The sequence below is a fragment of the Pseudomonas sp. GW101-3H06 genome, assembly GCF_059424605.1.
Genome location: NZ_JBWKZO010000001.1, coordinates 5482959 through 5501568, shown reverse-complemented (window position 1 = coordinate 5501568; position 18610 = coordinate 5482959). Strand labels below are relative to the sequence as shown.

The 18610-nt window shown below is 56.7% G+C and carries 16 protein-coding genes, 1 rRNA gene and 1 pseudogene; 13 read left to right on the top strand and 5 right to left on the bottom strand.

What is annotated here, in order from left to right:
- Positions 1 to 26: 26 nt before the first annotated feature.
- Positions 27 to 1199, top strand: a complete 1173-nt coding sequence (locus AC07ZE_RS25245; RefSeq protein ID WP_207267078.1) for a pyridoxal phosphate-dependent aminotransferase — start codon at positions 27 to 29, stop codon at positions 1197 to 1199.
- Positions 1199 to 1912, top strand: coding sequence for a DNA/RNA nuclease SfsA (gene sfsA, locus AC07ZE_RS25240; RefSeq protein ID WP_207267077.1), 714 nt, complete (start codon positions 1199 to 1201; stop codon positions 1910 to 1912). Before AC07ZE_RS25245 ends, sfsA begins: the two co-directional genes overlap by 1 nt.
- On the opposite strand, the gene AC07ZE_RS25235 is transcribed toward sfsA, so the two are convergent.
- Positions 1909 to 2226 carry a Rieske (2Fe-2S) protein gene (locus AC07ZE_RS25235; protein ID WP_207267076.1) on the bottom strand — a complete coding sequence of 106 codons (318 nt, stop codon included), beginning with the start codon at positions 2224 to 2226 and terminating at the stop codon, positions 1909 to 1911. The genes sfsA and AC07ZE_RS25235 overlap by 4 nt on opposite strands.
- A gap of 163 nt (positions 2227 to 2389) precedes the next feature.
- Here AC07ZE_RS25235 and AC07ZE_RS25230 point away from each other — a divergent pair.
- Positions 2390 to 3263, top strand: a pseudogene (locus tag AC07ZE_RS25230) (heme/hemin ABC transporter substrate-binding protein).
- Positions 3264 to 3604: 341 nt separating this feature from the next.
- Here the strand turns inward: AC07ZE_RS25230 and AC07ZE_RS25225 are convergent.
- From AC07ZE_RS25225 to AC07ZE_RS25215, 3 genes are all read right to left on the bottom strand, one after another.
- Entirely contained in the window at positions 3605 to 3877 is a 273-nt protein-coding gene (locus AC07ZE_RS25225) for a TfoX/Sxy family protein (protein ID WP_207267075.1), read from the bottom strand.
- A 236-nt stretch (positions 3878 to 4113) separates the two neighbouring features.
- The gene (locus tag AC07ZE_RS25220; RefSeq protein ID WP_008015079.1) at positions 4114 to 4458 is read right to left on the bottom strand and encodes a pentapeptide repeat-containing protein; all 345 of its coding nucleotides are present in this window, start codon (positions 4456 to 4458) and stop codon (positions 4114 to 4116) included.
- Positions 4459 to 4549: 91 nt separating this feature from the next.
- Positions 4550 to 6106 (bottom strand): bifunctional aminoglycoside phosphotransferase/ATP-binding protein, encoded by a 1557-nt coding sequence (locus AC07ZE_RS25215; RefSeq protein WP_207267074.1) that lies wholly within the window; start codon positions 6104 to 6106, stop codon positions 4550 to 4552.
- Between the two features lie 117 nt (positions 6107 to 6223).
- Between AC07ZE_RS25215 and mrcB the strand changes: the two genes are divergently transcribed.
- From mrcB to AC07ZE_RS25200, 3 genes are read left to right on the top strand one after another with little or no spacing between them, the layout of a single operon-like run.
- Positions 6224 to 8548: a penicillin-binding protein 1B gene (gene mrcB / locus AC07ZE_RS25210; protein WP_207267073.1), complete on the top strand. Its 2325-nt coding sequence runs from the start codon at positions 6224 to 6226 to the stop codon at positions 8546 to 8548.
- Between the two features lie 16 nt (positions 8549 to 8564).
- Complete coding sequence (locus AC07ZE_RS25205; protein WP_207267072.1) at positions 8565 to 9299, top strand: hypothetical protein; 735 nt, start codon at positions 8565 to 8567, stop codon at positions 9297 to 9299.
- Positions 9299 to 9634: a YqcC family protein gene (locus AC07ZE_RS25200; RefSeq protein WP_095196552.1), complete on the top strand. Its 336-nt coding sequence runs from the start codon at positions 9299 to 9301 to the stop codon at positions 9632 to 9634. Before AC07ZE_RS25205 ends, AC07ZE_RS25200 begins: the two co-directional genes overlap by 1 nt.
- 50 nt (positions 9635 to 9684) lie before the next feature.
- Here AC07ZE_RS25200 and AC07ZE_RS25195 read toward each other — a convergent pair whose 3' ends face one another.
- Positions 9685 to 10107 (bottom strand): DUF4124 domain-containing protein, encoded by a 423-nt coding sequence (locus AC07ZE_RS25195; protein WP_207267891.1) that lies wholly within the window; start codon positions 10105 to 10107, stop codon positions 9685 to 9687.
- Positions 10108 to 10506: 399 nt separating this feature from the next.
- Between AC07ZE_RS25195 and AC07ZE_RS25190 the strand changes: the two genes are divergently transcribed.
- The 7 genes from AC07ZE_RS25190 to AC07ZE_RS25160 all read left to right on the top strand — a co-directional run bounded on the left by AC07ZE_RS25190 (position 10507) and on the right by AC07ZE_RS25160 (position 18509).
- Positions 10507 to 12231, top strand: coding sequence for an acetolactate synthase 3 large subunit (locus tag AC07ZE_RS25190; protein WP_207267071.1), 1725 nt, complete (start codon positions 10507 to 10509; stop codon positions 12229 to 12231).
- Between the two features lie 2 nt (positions 12232 to 12233).
- Positions 12234 to 12725: an acetolactate synthase small subunit gene (gene ilvN, locus AC07ZE_RS25185; RefSeq protein WP_003205610.1), complete on the top strand. Its 492-nt coding sequence runs from the start codon at positions 12234 to 12236 to the stop codon at positions 12723 to 12725.
- 48 nt (positions 12726 to 12773) lie between these two features.
- Positions 12774 to 13790: a ketol-acid reductoisomerase gene (gene ilvC, locus AC07ZE_RS25180; protein ID WP_003228216.1), complete on the top strand. Its 1017-nt coding sequence runs from the start codon at positions 12774 to 12776 to the stop codon at positions 13788 to 13790.
- Positions 13791 to 13935: 145 nt separating this feature from the next.
- Positions 13936 to 14793, top strand: a complete 858-nt coding sequence (gene pssA / locus AC07ZE_RS25175; protein WP_095196549.1) for a CDP-diacylglycerol--serine O-phosphatidyltransferase — start codon at positions 13936 to 13938, stop codon at positions 14791 to 14793.
- 59 nt (positions 14794 to 14852) lie between these two features.
- Entirely contained in the window at positions 14853 to 15866 is a 1014-nt protein-coding gene (msrP, locus tag AC07ZE_RS25170) for a protein-methionine-sulfoxide reductase catalytic subunit MsrP (RefSeq protein ID WP_207267070.1), read from the top strand.
- Complete coding sequence (gene msrQ / locus AC07ZE_RS25165) at positions 15866 to 16486, top strand: protein-methionine-sulfoxide reductase heme-binding subunit MsrQ (RefSeq protein ID WP_207267069.1); 621 nt, start codon at positions 15866 to 15868, stop codon at positions 16484 to 16486. Before msrP ends, msrQ begins: the two co-directional genes overlap by 1 nt.
- A 486-nt stretch (positions 16487 to 16972) precedes the next feature.
- Positions 16973 to 18509: ribosomal RNA gene (locus tag AC07ZE_RS25160) — 16S ribosomal RNA — on the top strand.
- The last annotated feature ends 101 nt before the right edge of the window (positions 18510 to 18610 follow it).

Below are 18610 nucleotides of genomic sequence, written 5' to 3'. Positions count from 1 at the left end.
TTCTTTTCTTCGTTGAAGGAAGGCCAATGGCTCAGTCCTACAGTGCCCGCAGTCGCGCAATCGAACCTTTTCATGTCATGGCATTGCTGGCGCGGGCCAATGAATTACAGGCCGCCGGTCACGATGTGATTCACCTGGAAATCGGCGAACCGGACTTCACCACGGCCGAGCCGATCATCCGTGCCGGCCAGGCTGCGCTCGAATCGGGAAAAACGCGATACACCGCCGCACGCGGTATTCCTGAGCTGCGTGAGGCTATCTCGGGCTTTTATCAGCAGCGTTATGGCCTGAACATTGATCCGCGACGCATCCTCATCACGCCCGGCGGTTCCGGTGCGCTGTTGCTGGCCAGTGCCTTGCTGGTGGATCCGGGCAAGCATTGGCTGCTGGCGGACCCGGGTTACCCATGCAACCGGCATTTCCTGCGACTGGTGGAAGGTGCCGCGCAGCTTGTCCCTGTAGGTCCGGACGTGCGTTATCAACTGACACCGGGTCTCGTCGAGCGGCATTGGGATCACGACAGCGTGGGTGCGTTGGTGGCATCTCCGGCGAATCCAACGGGGACAATCCTCACTCGTGACGAGCTGGCGGGGCTGTCTGGCGCCATCAAACAGCGTCACGGCCATCTGGTGGTGGACGAGATCTACCACGGCTTGACCTACGGCACCGATGCGGCCAGCGTGCTGGAAGTCGATGACGGCGCTTTTGTGCTCAATAGTTTTTCGAAATATTTCGGGATGACCGGTTGGCGTCTCGGTTGGCTGGTCGCGCCCGATGTGGCTGTGGGGGAGCTGGAGAAGCTCGCCCAGAACCTCTATATCAGTGCCCCGAGCATGGCGCAGCATGCTGCGCTGGCCTGTTTCGAACCGGAAACCATAAGGATTCTGGAAGAGCGTCGTGCCGAATTCGGTCGTCGTCGTGATTTCCTTTTGCCAGCGTTGCGGGAGTTGGGCTTCGGGATCGCTGTCGAGCCTGAAGGCGCGTTCTATTTGTACGCTGATATCAGCAAATTCGGCGGCGATGCCTTCTCTTTCTGTCGGCATTTCCTTGAAACAGAGCACGTAGCATTCACGCCTGGACTGGATTTCGGTCGCTATCAGGCCGGGCATCACGTGCGTTTTGCCTATACGCAAAACCTTGAGCGTTTGCAGGAAGCGGTGGAGCGTATCGGCCGGGGTCTGCGGAGCTGGCAAGGCTGATGCGTTTTCATCCTCCCCTCGAAGAAGGTCGGCTGATCCGCCGTTACAAGCGTTTTCTCGCCGATATCGAAACCGTTGGCGGTGAGTTGATGACCATTCACTGCCCGAACACTGGCTCGATGCTCAATTGTCAGGTCGAAGGTGGGCAAGTGTGGTTCAGTCGCTCCAATGATCCCAAGCGCAAGTTGCCCGGCACTTGGGAAATCGGCGAAACCCCGCATGGTCGCCATTTTTGCGTGAATACCGGGCGGGCCAATGCTTTGATCGAAGAAGCACTGCTGGCTGGGGTTATCACCGAGCTGGACGGCTTTACCGGGCTCAAGCGTGAAGTGGCCTACGGTCAGGAAAAGAGCCGGATCGATTTTCGTCTCGATTACCCCGACGGGCCGGCCTATGTGGAAGTCAAAAGTGTCACGCTGGGTTTCGACGGTGTCGCGGTGGCGGCGTTTCCTGATGCGGTGACCCAACGCGGGGCGAAGCATCTGCGTGAGTTGGCCCATCTGGCTCGGGACGGAATTCGTGCGGTGCAGTTGTACTGCGTGAATTTGACCGGTATCGAAGCCGTGCGGCCGGCCGAAGAAATCGATTCCGCCTATGCACAGGCCTTGCGTGAGGCGGTGGCGTGCGGGGTTGAAGTGCTGGCCTATGGCGTGCGCCTGAACCATGAAGAGATGGTCGTGGATCGGCGTCTGGAGGTAGTGCTTGGCGGTTAAAGACTGATCCAGATGCCCTGCGCATCCTCGCGACAGTCGACACGGGTCAGCGATTGCCCCGCGCAAGGGCCGGCGACGCATTCGCCGTCTTCGATCAAAAACAGGGCGCCGTGGGTGGCGCACTGAATCAGGCTGTTGCTGGGGTCCAGAAACTGGTCGGGGCTCCATTCAAGTCCGACGCCGCGGTGCGGGCAGCGATTGACATAGACGTAAACCTTGCCCTCCCGACGCACGGCGAAAAGTTTTTGCCCGTCGAGTTCAAACCCGCGGCTGCTGGCATCGGCCAGCTCAATGCCTGTACACAGAAATTTCATGCCTATCCTCAGGGCGCGTTCGTGACCGGATATGTCCGTGCTTGACGTGCAAATGCAAGCAATTATCAAATGGCTGACTTGCCCCGTAGGTGCAGTTGCCAAGTTGCACAGGATACTTGGCCTCGTCGCCTGATGCCCGGGAAACCCTCATAGGAAACTGTATATGCGCCTGAGTACCCGTGTTTGCGCGCTGTGTTTCGGACTTCTCGCCAGTCATCACGTCGCTGCGAACGAGTTGCCGCAACGTTGGGTCAGTGCCGGTGGTGCGCTCTCGGAGTGGATCAGCGCTTTGGGTGGCGAGTCGAAACTGGTCGGGGTCGATACCACCAGCCAGCACCCTGAATCCCTGAAGGCGTTACCCAGTATCGGATATCAGCGGCAGCTTTCGGCGGAGGGCGTGCTGAGTTTGCGCCCGCAGATTCTGGTAGGCACCGAAGAGATGGGGCCGCCACCCGTGCTTTCGCAAATTCGCAGTGCGGGCGTGCAGGTCGAGCTATTCTCGGCCCAGCCGGATCTGCCGACGCTGCAGAGTAACCTGCAGCATTTGGGCAGGTTGCTCGGCGCCGAAGACCGGGCGGCACAGTTACTGGTGACTTATCAACAGGCGCTTGAGCTGCAGAGGATCCGGATCACCAGGGCGCAATTGACGCAGCCCTCTCCGGGCGTGTTGCTGTTACTCGGGCACGCGGGCGGAAAACCGCTGATCGCCGGCAAGGACACTGCCGCTGATTGGTTACTGCAACGCGCCGGAGGACACAACCTGGCGACCCATACCCGGATACAAGCCTTTTTCGAACGAGTCGCTGGTGAGCCTTGATCCTGATGTGCTGGTGTTTGCCGACCGCGCACTGAGTGGTGATGCGGCGCGTGCAGCGTTGTTCAGGGAAAATCCGATTCTGGCGTCCACTCGCGCAGCGCGGGGCGGGCGGGTCATCGAGCTCGATCCGACGTTGCTGGTGGGCGGATTGGGTCCACGGCTGCCGGAGAGCCTGAAAAAGCTGTCTGATGTTTTTTATCCTGAATCTGGTGGTCAATAACCTTGCGCGACCATTAGCGCTCCTACGCAATGACGACTTTTCCACAGCTGTACGGACCGGACACACAGGCAAAAAAAGACCCGGCAAGAGCCGGGTCAAATAACCGTGATTAGCCTGATGAGGAGATAATCTGAGAGTCCGAACCAAGGGCTGTTCAGAGTATCGACCAGTCTCGCGACCAGTTGTGATAATCATATCGATTCTCATTACCAAGTCAACAGCTGATTCCTCACTAACGCCTTTTGTGTCGCGCATGGTCGACAAGTCCTTGTAAATACTGACTATTGGTTTGTCGTTTTTAGCGTCTTCATTCGTATGAATCGCGGACATCCCATGCGGACTCAGAGCTTGTGACGTGACGAGATCGCTTCCAGTTGTTTATTCAAAGCTTCTTTGCGTTCGGCGGGGATGTCATTCCAGTGCACGTCCATCAGGGCGCCTTCGATTGCATACAACAACACCTTGGAGGCTCGAAAGCCTCGCGTGCGCACGGCCCGATATGCGTCCACCGCTCCCAGGCGACGCAAGTCCGAGGCGCTGTGGATGCCCACCGCATGCAGCCACTGCGCCGACGTCTTGCCAAGATTCTTAAGGTGTTGCAGTTCATCATTCATCAAGCCTCCTTGCGATGGCCGAATGGTGCGTGGGCAAGCTTCTCAGGAGTGTAGCCATCAGTAGGAAAAGCGTGATTGTTTGGTCGTTTTCGACGCAAAAGCTTCTAAGAGGCAGGCGTTAGAGGGGCGTGAAAAATTGCCAAGGGGGCAGGGATAGGGGGGCTGTAGTCGGGACGAGTTGGCCCGAAGTCCAATGCTAAGCGGGGGGCACCGGACTGGTGATTTAACGCTAATGGTCAGCGGGTGCGATAACGCAGTCGTGTACCGAAGTTCATCGACATCAGAATCTCGTCAGCACTCAGCTCTGGTGGAAAGTAGGCACCGGAAATCTGTGCGTGGGCCAGACTTGCACCTTCGAGTGAGGCGTTGCGAAAGTCGATGCCCCGCAAATCGGCGGAACGGAAATAGGCATCGGTGAAGTCGACGCCATCGGCGTTCAACTCGCGCAAATCCAGACCCCGGAAGTCACCACCGACCATGTCGATAGGGCCATCCTTGGGGCGTTCATTGTTGAAACCTGTGATGTCGTCTTTGTGCAGCAAGGCATAAAGCGGGGTGTCGAGAAGTTTCGGCTGGCTCATGTCACATCACCTGTTGGTTTTATGGCGCCAGTATAGTGCCACTATTTGGCGGCCGTGAAGCCGGCGAAGGCCTCACGGCTGAAATAGTTTTTTACAGGCCAGGCAGGCGTTGGCGAATTTGCGCCACGACGGTGTCAAGCGTTCCGCTTTCATTGGTCTGAACGCGTTTACTGCAGAGAATTTCTGCCGGGGTCAGGGGTTCGCGAGTGGCTTGTTGGGCCTCGATCACCGCCAACGTGGCGTCGGACGGATCTGCGTTATCTGCCTGGCGCAGGGCCAGCCAGCTCTCGATCACGGCTTGCGGTGCATTGCAGTCGAGGATCAGGAAAGGCGTGCCTGTGGCCTCGGCAATTTTCGCTGCGCTTTCGCGCTGATCGTGCTTGAGATAAGTGGCATCGATCACCACCGGGAAGCCGGCGTGAAGGATGATCTCGGCAATTTCGTGCAAGCGTTGGTAGGTCGCGGTACTGGCATCGGCGCTGTAAATGCCGGCCTGCAGGTCGTTCGTGCCGGTTTGTTCGCCGAACAGACGTTTGCGCTCAACGTCGGAACGCAGGCGAATCGCGCCCAATGCTTCCACCAGGCGCATCGCTACGTGGCTTTTGCCGACCGCGGAAACGCCGTGGGTAATCGCCATGAAGCGCGAAGGAATGGTGCTATAGCTTTCTGCCAGGTTGGCGTAGGTACGGTACTGGCGCAGGGTGGTGGCGCGCTGCACCGCAGTGGCGTCGGCCGGCATGCTGAACAGGCTGACCTTGGCGCGAACCAGTGCACGGTAGGCTTTATAGAAGTTGAGCAGTTCCAGGCCCTGATAATCGCCTGTCAGTTCCAGGTACTGGCTGATGAAACGGCGTGCCAGGCACTTCAGGCCGCGGTCTTCCAGGTCCATGGCCAGAAAGCCGGCATCGGCATAAACATCGGTGAAACGGAACGGTTCGTTGAACTCGATGCAGTCGAAAATCACGACCTTGCCGTCGATCACCGTGGCGTTGCCCAAATGAATGTCGCCATGGCATTCGCGGATGAATCCGTCTGCCTTGCGTTGGGTGAGGACGGGCTTGAGGCGATCGAAGCTGCTCTCGGCCCAGGCTAGCAGGGCGTCGAGTTGCAGCAGGTCAGTCTTGTCACTGAGGAATGGGCGAATCTGTTCGAAGTTCTGACGCACCGGGGCCATGACACTGTCAGGAGTGCCTGCTTCATGTTCAGCCGGGACTTTTGGTGCGCTGAGATGGAATCGGGCGATTTGTGCTGCCATCGCGTCGATGTGCGAGGTGGTCAGTTCACCGTTGGCCTGAAGGGTGCTGAGCAAACCGGTTTGCGGGAATTGACGCATCTTCAGCACGTATTCGATAGCTGGCCCTTCGCCGCCCAGTTGCGGAGCTTCGACGCTGCCAGTGACCGGCAACACTTCCAGATACAGATCGTCTGTCAGGCGCTGGTTCAGGCGCAGTTCTTCGCCGCAGAAATGCTTTCGAGCCTCAAGCGTAGTGAAATCGAGGAAGCCGAAGTTGACCGGCTTCTTCACTTTATAGGCATAGGAACCGGTGAGCAGTACCCAGGAAATATGGGTTTCGATGAGCTGGAACCCGTCAACAGGATGCGGATACAAGGCCGGGTTTTGCAAAGCGGCAATCAGGGACTGGCTCACAGGGGGGATCCTTCAGAGTCTGGAAAAATTCAGGTCGTCATTATGGCGGCTAGCCAGCCCAACGCAAACTCGGAGGGCTCCTGTTGGGGATGAATAAAGTGCGTATAATCCGCCGCCATGACTCGTACTCGATCCCCCCGTACCCCAAAAAAACCACCCTCCCAAGGCCTGCGGCCCTGGCTGGGCTGGGTCCTTAAACTCAGTCTGGTCGGCCTGGTGCTGCTGGCCGGATTCGCGGTTTACCTCGATGCCATCGTGCAGGAGAAGTTTTCCGGCAAGCGCTGGACGATTCCGGCCAAGGTATACGCGCGTCCGCTCGAGCTGTTCGTCGGACAAAAACTGAGCAGGGATGACTTTCTCACCGAGCTCGATGCCCTGGGCTATCGCCGTGAAAGCGTGAGCAACGGCCCCGGCGCGGCGGCAGTCAACGGCAATACCGTCGACTTGAATACCCGTGGCTTCCAGTTCTATGAGGGGCTGGAGAGCGCTCAGCCGGTGCGAGTTCGTTTCTCCGGCGACTATGTCGCGGAACTCTCGGCGACGAACGGTTCGAAGTTATCGGTAGTGCGCCTGGAACCGCTGCTGATCGGCGGAATTTATCCGAAGAACCTCGAAGATCGCATTCTGATCAAGATCGATCAGGTTCCGCCGTATCTGCTGGAAACCCTGGTTGCCGTGGAGGACCGTGACTTCTACAGCCACTGGGGGGTGTCGCCCAAGTCGATTGTGCGAGCCATCTACGTCAATACCTCTGGCGGCAAGCTGACCCAGGGCGGCAGTACGTTAACGCAACAGCTGGTCAAGAACTTCTACCTGACCAGTGAGCGCAGCCTGACCCGTAAACTCACCGAAGCCATGATGGCGATGTTGCTTGAGTTGCATTACGACAAACGCGAAATACTCGAGGCTTACCTCAATGAAGTGTTCGTCGGCCAGGATGGTCAGCGTGCGGTCCACGGATTCGGCCTGGCCAGCCAGTTCTTCTTCGGGCAGCCATTGTCCGAACTGAAGCTGCATCAAGTCGCGATGCTGGTGGGCATGGTCAAGGGGCCGTCTTATTACAACCCGCGTCGCAATCCTGAGCGGGCGCTTGAGCGGCGCAATCTGGTGCTGGATGTGCTTGAGCAACAAGGCGTCGCCACCGCCGAGCAGGTCGCTGCTGCGAAGAAAATGCCATTGGGGGTGACAACGCGCGGAAAGTTGGCTGATAGCTCGTTCCCAGGCTTCCTCGATCTGGTCAAGCGTCAACTGCGTGAAGACTATCGCGACGAAGACTTGACTGAAGAAGGCCTGCGAATCTTTACCAGCTTCGACCCGATCCTGCAGATGAAAGCCGAAGCATCGGTCAACGACACCTTCAAACGTCTGTCCGGGCGCAAGGGCTCTGATGACGTCGAAGCGGCGATGGTCGTGACCAACCCGGAAACCGGTGAAGTCCAGGCCATGATCGGCAGTCGCCAGGCCAGTTTTGCCGGCTTCAACCGTGCACTGGATGCGGTGCGGCCGATCGGCTCGTTGATCAAGCCAGCGGTTTATCTGACAGCACTCGAGAAACCGAGCCAATACACACTGACCAGCTGGCTGTCAGACGAATCCTTCTCGGTCAAAGGCGCGGACGGTCAGGTCTGGAAGCCGCAGAACTATGATCGCCGTTCTCATGGCACGGTTTTCCTTTATCAAGGCCTGGCGCATTCCTACAACTTGTCGACCGCGCGTCTCGGCCTGGCGGTAGGTGTGCCCAATGTCCTCAAGACCCTCGGGCGTCTGGGAGTGAGTCGGGAATTTCCGGCCTTTCCGTCGATGTTGCTGGGGGCAGGCGGCATGACCCCGATCGAAGTGGCAACCATGTACCAGACCCTCGCCAACGGTGGCTTCAATACCCCGATGCGCGGGATTCGTAGCGTACTGACAGCCGAAGGCGAGCCCCTCAAGCGTTATCCGTTCCAGATTCAGCAGCGTTTCGACCCGGCCTCCATTTACCTGGTCCAGAGTGCCATGCAGCGGGTAATGCGTGAAGGCACTGGCAGCTCGGTTTACAACGTGCTGCCGAAAACCCTGACACTGGCCGGCAAGACCGGTACCAGTAACGATTCGCGCGACAGCTGGTTCGCCGGTTTCAGTCAGGATCTGCTGGCGGTGGTCTGGTTAGGTCGCGACGACAATGGCAAGACACCATTCACGGGTGCTACAGGGGCGTTGCAGGTCTGGACCAGTTTCATGCGCAAGGCCGATCCGTTGCCGTTGGACATGCCTCAGCCGGATAATATTGTTCAGGCCTGGGTCGACTCGCGTACAGGACAAGGCTCTGACGGCAACTGCCCGGGCGCCGTGCAGATGCCGTATATTCGCGGCAGCGAACCGCCTCCCGGCGCTCCTTGCGGTGGCGAAAGCCCTATCAACGGTGAAACGGTGATGGATTGGGTCAAGGGCTGGATGAATTAAGCAAAGAGGGTTTCAAGTGAACAAGTGGTTGATTCCAGCGGTTACCGCCGTGGCTTTGCTCAGCGGTTGCTCCTCCGTACAGCGTGGCTCGATTCCGGTTGTGGACTCCGGCACCAACGTATCCAATAGCGAGAGGGTTTCGGCGAACGGCGGTTTCCGTCAGTCGACGGTCAAGCGTCCTGCGCAAGCGAAGGTGCAGGAAATTCCGCAAGGCGATACCGGCGTGGTCGTGATGGTGCCGGGTGGTGGCGCAACGACTTCGACGCCGATCAGCACTACACCGATCACCCCTGGTCCGATTACACCAGGACCGATTGATACCTCACCGGTGCAATCTGCACCGATCAATCAGGGCAGCTACAGCATGCCGTCGACGCCGAGCGGAATTCCGTCGGCCAGTTCCGGTGGCCTGTCCGCCGATGAGCAACTGGACGGTCCGGTGCTGGCGCTATTGACCACTGCTCAGCAACAACAGGCGGGTGGTGATCTCAATGGTGCCTCTTCAAGTCTTGAACGTGCCCAGCGTGTCGCCCCGCGTGAACCGCAGGTGCTTTATCGCCTGGCGCAAGTGCGCATGGCCCAAGGGGATGCCGCGCAGGCCGAGCAATTCGCGCGTCGTGGTTTGACTTTGGCCAATGGTCGTCCGGCGCTTCAGGCCAGTCTGTGGGAGTTGATTGCCCAGGCACGTGAGAAGCAGGGCGACTCCTCTGGCGCGGCATTGGCCCGTCAGAAGGCAAAGGTTTCGTCGTGATGGATGTCCGCTTTCCCAGGATTGCCGAGCAGTTACTGCTGATCGAGCGTGAATTGCGAGTGCAAGGATGGTGGGATGATGTCCCGCCATCCGCTGAGGCGCTCTCCAGCGTCGAGCCGTTTTCGGTCGATACGCTGGACTTCGAGCAATGGTTGCAATGGATCTTTCTGCCGCGCATGAAAGCGATCCTCGAACAAAATCTGCCTTTGCCGAACGCTTCGGGGATTCAGGAGATGGCCGAAATGGTCTTTGCCTCCCGTAATGTTCAAGGCAAGGATCGGCAGCTGCAAGTGCTGCTCAAAGAGTTCGATCAACTGATCACTGCTTCTCGCTGACCCCGATCCCTGTAGGGGTCGAGCTTGCTCCGGGCGGCTCCTACAGGTCGCTACATGCAGTTATCCGCGATCTGTTTCTGCGTTTCACCTATGCGCTCCTGCCGTTGAGTGTCGTCGAGCCGACGCAGTTCTCCCTCCACTTCCTCTCTGAGCCGCGGATTGTTCCGCAGCTGCGCCAGGTTTGTTCGCACCTGTTCGCAAAATGTTTTCAGCTCTGTTTGCTGCTCGGCGACCTGCTTCTTGACGCTTTTGTCGATGGCCTGTTGATCGCCAATCGTACCGCTGTTCAAGGATGCGGCGGGTCTGGCGGCGGACGGAGAGGGCGTCACGACAACGGTGGCTGGCTGGCCTGAAGGTGGTTTCGCATCGAAATGGGTAATGCCCTGGGCGTCGATCCATTTGTAAATCTGTGCGGCCATGCTTAAAGGGCTCAGGCCGATCAGCAGGCCTGCGGTCAGGAAAGTCGCTCGCATGTCATTTCCTTGTCTCGGGTTGCGCAATTGAAGCTAACACACTTGAGGTTTCGCGATTTTTTCTTGCTTTCTCATGTGCTTAGTTCAATAAAGCACATAGACGACTTGACTTGCAGGGGACGAAACAGAAGAATCCAAAGTCCGCTGTAGAGGGACTGCCAGAAGCAGACCCACTCAGCAGATCATGAGGCGCACATCCGCGCCGACCTGTTACACCCGCAACGCGTTACCTCGCGCTGGGTGGGAAAGGCCCGCAACACTTGGGACGATCCCAATACTTGCTCAGTCAGTGCTGACGTAGTCGGCGACCACCGTCGCTCATGCTCTGCTGAGAAGTAAACCTATTAAGACCCGTCCCATTTTCGTGGGCGGTATTCTGGCGTTTTAGAGGTGAGCAACGTGGAGCTTTTATCTGGCGGTGAGATGCTCGTCCGCTTCTTGCGTGACGAAGGCGTCAAATATATCTACGGGTACCCGGGTGGTGCTCTTCTTCATGTCTACGATGCCCTGTTCAAAGAACCGGAAGTGACTCACATTCTGGTTCGTCACGAACAGGCCGCGACCCATATGGCTGACGGTTACGCCCGTGCCACCGGCAAGGCCGGCGTGGTACTGGTGACTTCCGGCCCGGGCGCAACCAACGCTATCACCGGTATCGCCACGGCCTACATGGACTCCATTCCGATGGTGGTCATTTCAGGCCAGGTGCCGAGCACCATGGTAGGTACCGACGCATTCCAGGAAACCGACATGATCGGTATCTCCCGGCCGATCGTGAAACACAGCTTCATGATCAAACACGCGTCGGAAATCCCGGAAGTCATGAAAAAAGCCTTCTACCTGGCGCAATCCGGTCGTCCTGGTCCGGTCGTTGTCGATATCCCGAAAGACATGACCAACCCGGCCGAGAAGTTCGAATACGTCTTCCCGAAAAAAGCCAAGCTGCGCTCCTACAGCCCGGCCGTTCGCGGTCATTCCGGTCAAATCCGCAAAGCGGCGGAAATGCTTCTGGCGGCCAAGCGTCCCGTTCTGTATTCCGGTGGTGGTGTGATTCTCGGTAACGGCTCCGCGCCGCTCACCGAATTGGCAAAAATGCTCAACCTGCCAGTGACCAATACGCTGATGGGGCTGGGTGGCTACCCGGGGACCGATCGTCAGTTCATTGGCATGCTTGGCATGCATGGCAGCTACACCGCCAACCTGGCGATGCACCATGCAGACGTGATCCTGGCCGTCGGTGCGCGTTTCGATGACCGTGTAATCAACGGTGCATCAAAGTTCTGCCCGAACGCCAAGATCATTCATATCGACATCGACCCTGCTTCGATTTCCAAGACCATCAAGGCTGACGTGCCTATCGTTGGCCCGGTCGAGAGCGTTTTGACCGAAATGGTTGCGATCCTCAAGGAAATCGGCGAGACCCCGAACAAGGAATCTGTTGCCAGTTGGTGGAAGCAGGTTGATGAGTGGCGCGGTGACCGTGGTCTGTTCCCTTATGACAAGGGCGACGGTAGTGTCATCAAGCCGCAGGCCGTGATCGAAACCTTGTGCGAAGTGACCAAGGGCGATGCCTTTGTCGCCTCCGACGTTGGTCAGCACCAAATGTTTGCGGCGCAGTACTACAAGTTCAACAAGCCTAACCGCTGGATCAACTCTGGCGGCCTGGGCACCATGGGCTTCGGTTTTCCGGCGGCCATGGGCATCAAGTTGAGCTTTCCGGATGATGAGGTCGCTTGCGTGACGGGCGAAGGCAGCATCCAGATGAACATTCAGGAACTGTCGACCTGTCTGCAATACGGTTTGCCGGTCAAGATCGTCATCCTGAACAACGGTGTGCTGGGCATGGTTCGTCAGTGGCAAGACATGAGTTACGGCAGTCGTCACTCGCATTCCTACATGGAGTCGTTGCCTGACTTCGTCAAGCTGGCAGAGGCCTACGGTCACGTCGGCGTGCGCATCACCGACTCGAAAGACTTGAAGTCGAAGATGGAAGAAGCGTTCGCCATGAAAGATCGTCTGGTGGTCATCGATATTTCGGTCGACACCAGTGAGCACGTCTACCCGATGCAGATCAAAGACGGCTCCATGCGCGATATGTGGCTGAGCAAGACGGAGCGTACTTAATCATGCGGCACATTATTTCCTTGCTTCTGGAAAACGAACCTGGCGCTCTGTCTCGTGTAGTCGGCCTGTTTTCGCAGCGTAACTACAACATCGAAAGCCTGACCGTGGCGCCAACCGAAGACCCGACTCTGTCGCGTCTGACGCTGACCACGGTGGGCCATGATGAAATCATCGAGCAGATCACCAAGAACCTGAACAAACTGATCGAAGTGGTCAAATTGGTCGACTTGTCGGAAAGTGCTCACATCGAGCGCGAACTGATGCTGGTCAAGGTCAAAGCCACCGGTGCCCAGCGTGCCGAGATCAAACGCACTACCGATATTTACCGTGGGCAGATCGTCGATGTCAGCGCCAGCGTGTATACCGTTCAATTGACCGGTACCAGCGACAAGCTCGACAGCTTCATCCAGTCCATCGGCACCGCTTCGATTCTGGAAACCGTCCGCAGTGGCGTCACCGGGATTGCCCGCGGCGACAAAGTACTCAGCATCTAAACCAAATTAGCGAATGGCCTGAACGGCCTGGATATATAGGGGAAATTCATGAAAGTTTTCTACGATAAAGACTGCGACCTGTCGATCATCCAGGGCAAGAAAGTTGCCATCATCGGTTACGGTTCCCAAGGCCACGCTCAAGCGTGCAACCTGAAAGACTCCGGCGTTGACGTTACCGTTGGTCTGCGTAAAGGCTCGGCCACTGTTGCCAAGGCCGAAGCACATGGCCTGAAAGTGACTGACGTTGCTTCCGCTGTTGCGGCTGCCGACCTGGTCATGATCCTGACCCCGGACGAGTTCCAGTCCTCCCTGTACAAGAACGAAATCGAGCCGAACATCAAGAAGGGCGCCACCCTGGCCTTCTCCCACGGCTTCGCGATCCACTACAACCAGGTTGTACCGCGCGCTGACCTCGATGTGATCATGATCGCGCCGAAGGCTCCAGGCCACACCGTACGTTCCGAATTCGTGAAGGGTGGCGGTATCCCTGACCTGATCGCTATCTATCAGGACGCTTCCGGCAACGCCAAAAACGTTGCGCTGTCCTACGCTGCCGGCGTGGGTGGCGGTCGCACCGGTATCATCGAAACCACCTTCAAGGACGAGACTGAAACCGACCTGTTCGGCGAACAAGCCGTTCTGTGCGGCGGTACCGTCGAACTGGTAAAAGCCGGTTTCGAAACTCTGGTTGAAGCTGGCTACGCGCCGGAAATGGCCTACTTCGAATGCTTGCACGAACTGAAGCTGATCGTTGACCTCATGTACGAAGGCGGTATCGCCAACATGAACTACTCGATCTCCAACAACGCTGAGTACGGCGAGTACGTGACCGGTCCGGAAGTCATCAACGCCGAATCCCGTCAGGCCATGCGCAACGCCCTGAAACGTATTCAGGACGGCGAATACGCCAAGATGTTCATCAGTGAAGGTGCTACCGGCTATCCTTCGATGACCGCCAAGCGTCGTAACAACGCCGCTCACGGTATCGAAATCATCGGCGAGCAACTGCGCTCCATGATGCCGTGGATCGGTGCCAACAAGATCGTCGACAAAGCTAAAAACTAAGTCTGACACTTGTACGAAAAACGCGGCCCAGGCCGCGTTTTTTCGTTTGGAGGGCCGGTTCTGGTATAAAGCTGCATCGTTTGCGGTGCGAACCGGCGTTGCAGACATCTGTCGAAACTTTCCACCCCGTTGCAAGGTATTGTCCATGAGCGAACGTCCCGAAGAGCCAAAACAGGCTTCTGACGCCGAAAGCCTGCTGCCCATCGATGAACATGTCGAAGAAGGGCATGACGCTGAAGGCCGTAAAGTCCGGCATCGTGGTATCTATCTTCTGCCGAATCTGTTCACCACTGCGAACCTGTTCGCAGGGTTCTACTCCATCATCAACTCCATGAGCGCGCAGAGTGCCTTGAGTGCAGGTGATTCGATTGGCGCGAGCAAGTATTTTGCCTTTGCCGCCATCGCAATTTTTGTCGCCATGGTGCTCGATGGCCTCGATGGCCGTGTCGCCCGCATGACCAATACCCAGAGTGCCTTCGGTGCCGAGTATGACTCGCTATCGGATATGGTTGCTTTCGGCGTGGCGCCGGCACTGCTGGCCTTTGGCTGGGCCTTGGGCGACATGGGCAAGGTCGGCTGGATGGTTGCCTTCATCTATGTAGCGGGTGCGGCGTTGCGCCTGGCGCGTTTCAATACTCAGGTCGGCACGGCTGACAAGCGCTACTTCATTGGTCTGGCCAGCCCGGCTGCCGCTGGCGTGGTGGCGGGAATTGTCTGGGCGTTCAGCGATTACGGCATTCAGGGTTCCAAGATGTCTTTCCTGGTGGCGCTGATGGTCGCGGCAGCGGGTATGCTGATGGTCAGCAATATCAAATACAACAGCTTCAAGGAGCTGGATCTGAAAGGGCGCGTGCCATTCGTGGCAATCCTCGCCGTGGTATTGGTGTTCGCGGTAGTGTTCAGTGATCCGCCACGCATTCTGCTGCTGGTTTTCCTCGCCTATGCGGCATCCGGGCCGGTGCAATACTTGTTACATCTTCGTCGGCGCAAAAGCGCCGAGTGATGTAATTTCCCTCATACTCCGCAGTTGGTGCATCTGTTCTCCAATGCTGCGGAGTAGTCATGCTGATCAAAGTCCCCAAAGCATCCGACTGCCATGAGTCGGATGTCACGCCTGAATCCATTTACCTTTCTCGACGCAATGTATTGGGTGCTGCCGTTGCCGGCTTGGCCATGAGTGGTCTGCCGCGTTGGGCGGGCGCTGATGATGCGGCGCGATATGCAGATGTCGACCCTGGCAAGGCGCCTTCGTGGTTCAGCGAAAAGCTTCCCTCGATCAAGTGGGGAGCGGTTAACGTCAAGGATGAGGCGATCACGCCGTTCAAAGACGCAACCCACTACAACAACTTCTATGAGTTCGGTACCGACAAGGGCGATCCGGCTGCCAATGCCGGTGCGCTGAAAACTGAGCCATGGACTGTGGTAGTGGATGGCGAAGTGGGTAAGCCGGGGCGCTATGCACTGGAAGACTTTATGAGGCCTTATCAGCTGGAAGAGCGCATTTACCGCCTCCGTTGCGTGGAGGCCTGGTCGATGGTCATTCCATGGATAGGCTTCCCCATTTCGGCGTTGCTCAATCAGGTAGAGCCCACATCTAAAGCCAGATTCATTCGTTTCGAAACGCTTGAGGATCCCAAGAGCATGCCGGGACAGCGCTCGGGGTTCGCCTTGATCGATTGGCCTTATGTGGAAGGATTGCGGCTGGATGAGGCGATGAACCCATTGGCGATTCTGGCAGTGGGAATGTACGGGCGTGAGTTGCCGAATCAGAATGGGGCGCCGCTGCGTTTGGTCGTGCCGTGGAAATACGGATTCAAGAGCATCAAGTCCATCGTGCGGATCAGCTTGGTGAGTGAGCAGCCAAAAACCACCTGGCAGAGTATCGCTTCGGACGAGTATGGCTTCTATGCGAATGTGAACCCTGAGGTTGATCATCCACGTTGGACTCAGGCTCGCGAACGGCGCTTGCCGAGCGGTCTGTTCAAGCCGAATGTGCGTGACACGCAAATGTTCAATGGTTATGCCGATGAAGTCGCTTCTCTCTACACAGGGCTCGATCTTCGGAAAAACTACTGATGCGATATCGACTCTGGCGTATTGGCGTTTTCGTCGCTGCGGTAATTTGGCCTCTGCTTTGGTTGTATCAAGCCTGGGAGGATGTGCTCGGGCCTGATCCGGGCAAAGTACTGGTTGACCGGTTGGGCTTGGGGACGCTTGTTCTGCTGCTTATTACATTAAGTATGACGCCGCTGCAGAAACTTACGGGTTGGGCTGGGTGGATTGCGGTTCGGCGGCAGCTGGGTTTGTGGTGTTTCGCTTATGTAGTTCTGCACTTGAGTGCTTATCTGGCATTCATTCTTGGGTTCGACTGGTCGCAACTGGGCGTCGAGCTGGGCAAGCGTCCCTACATTATTGTCGGGGCGTTGGGGTTTCTGTGTTTGCTGGTGTTGGCAGTGACTTCCAATCGATACAGTCAGCGGCGATTGGGGGCGCGTTGGAAAAAGCTGCATCGTCTGGCCTATCTGGTTCTCGGCCTTGGGTTGCTGCATATGCTCTGGATTGTGCGCGCCGATTTGAAGGAGTGGTCTATCTATGCCGCTATCGGCGCGTTGCTATTAGTGTTGCGCCTGCCACCCGTAACTCGGCGCATCCCGCGTTTGGTGGCTAAAAAGGCCTCTTCTGCCAAAAAAGCGTAATAAGTGCTTGACGGCAGATCTGAGGTGTCTATAATTCGCCCCACTTCCGGCGCAGTCGAAACGGAAAACTCCTTGGTAAACAATGAGTTACGCAGTTTTCGGCAGCAGGTTGCTTCAGGTCATCGAAGCTGAAAGGAAGTTGAACAAGAGGTGTTGACAGCAGCGAGTAACGCTGTAGAATTCGCCTCCCGCTGACGAGAGATCGAAAGCGCAAGTGGTTGAAGTTGTTAAGGAAAACCTTGAAAACTTCTGAAATAACCGCTTGACAGCAAATGAGGCTGCTGTAGAATGCGCGCCTCGGTTGAGACGAAAGCTCTTAACCAACCGCTCTTTAACAACTGAATCAAGCAATTCGTGTGGGTGCTTGTGGTATCAAACTGCTAGTCAACAGATTATCAGCATCACAAGTTACTCCGCGAGAAATCAAAGATGTAACCAACGATTGCTGAGCCAAGTTTAGGGTTTTCTCAAAACCCAAAGATGTTTGAACTGAAGAGTTTGATCATGGCTCAGATTGAACGCTGGCGGCAGGCCTAACACATGCAAGTCGAGCGGATGAAGGGAGCTTGCTCTCTGATTCAGCGGCGGACGGGTGAGTAATGCCTAGGAATCTGCCTGGTAGTGGGGGACAACGTTTCGAAAGGAACGCTAATACCGCATACGTCCTACGGGAGAAAGCAGGGGACCTTCGGGCCTTGCGCTATCAGATGAGCCTAGGTCGGATTAGCTAGTTGGTGAGGTAATGGCTCACCAAGGCGACGATCCGTAACTGGTCTGAGAGGATGATCAGTCACACTGGAACTGAGACACGGTCCAGACTCCTACGGGAGGCAGCAGTGGGGAATATTGGACAATGGGCGAAAGCCTGATCCAGCCATGCCGCGTGTGTGAAGAAGGTCTTCGGATTGTAAAGCACTTTAAGTTGGGAGGAAGGGTTGTAGATTAATACTCTGCAATTTTGACGTTACCGACAGAATAAGCACCGGCTAACTCTGTGCCAGCAGCCGCGGTAATACAGAGGGTGCAAGCGTTAATCGGAATTACTGGGCGTAAAGCGCGCGTAGGTGGTTTGTTAAGTTGGATGTGAAAGCCCCGGGCTCAACCTGGGAACTGCATTCAAAACTGACAAGCTAGAGTATGGTAGAGGGTGGTGGAATTTCCTGTGTAGCGGTGAAATGCGTAGATATAGGAAGGAACACCAGTGGCGAAGGCGACCACCTGGACTGATACTGACACTGAGGTGCGAAAGCGTGGGGAGCAAACAGGATTAGATACCCTGGTAGTCCACGCCGTAAACGATGTCAACTAGCCGTTGGGAGCCTTGAGCTCTTAGTGGCGCAGCTAACGCATTAAGTTGACCGCCTGGGGAGTACGGCCGCAAGGTTAAAACTCAAATGAATTGACGGGGGCCCGCACAAGCGGTGGAGCATGTGGTTTAATTCGAAGCAACGCGAAGAACCTTACCAGGCCTTGACATCCAATGAACTTTCCAGAGATGGATTGGTGCCTTCGGGAACATTGAGACAGGTGCTGCATGGCTGTCGTCAGCTCGTGTCGTGAGATGTTGGGTTAAGTCCCGTAACGAGCGCAACCCTTGTCCTTAGTTACCAGCACGTAATGGTGGGCACTCTAAGGAGACTGCCGGTGACAAACCGGAGGAAGGTGGGGATGACGTCAAGTCATCATGGCCCTTACGGCCTGGGCTACACACGTGCTACAATGGTCGGTACAGAGGGTTGCCAAGCCGCGAGGTGGAGCTAATCCCATAAAACCGATCGTAGTCCGGATCGCAGTCTGCAACTCGACTGCGTGAAGTCGGAATCGCTAGTAATCGCGAATCAGAATGTCGCGGTGAATACGTTCCCGGGCCTTGTACACACCGCCCGTCACACCATGGGAGTGGGTTGCACCAGAAGTAGCTAGTCTAACCTTCGGGGGGACGGTTACCACGGTGTGATTCATGACTGGGGTGAAGTCGTAACAAGGTAGCCGTAGGGGAACCTGCGGCTGGATCACCTCCTTAATCGACGACTCAGCTGCACCATGAGCTCCCACACGAATTGCTTGATTCATTGAAGAAGACGATAGAAGCAGCTTTAAGCTCCAAGCTGATAGCTCACGCTA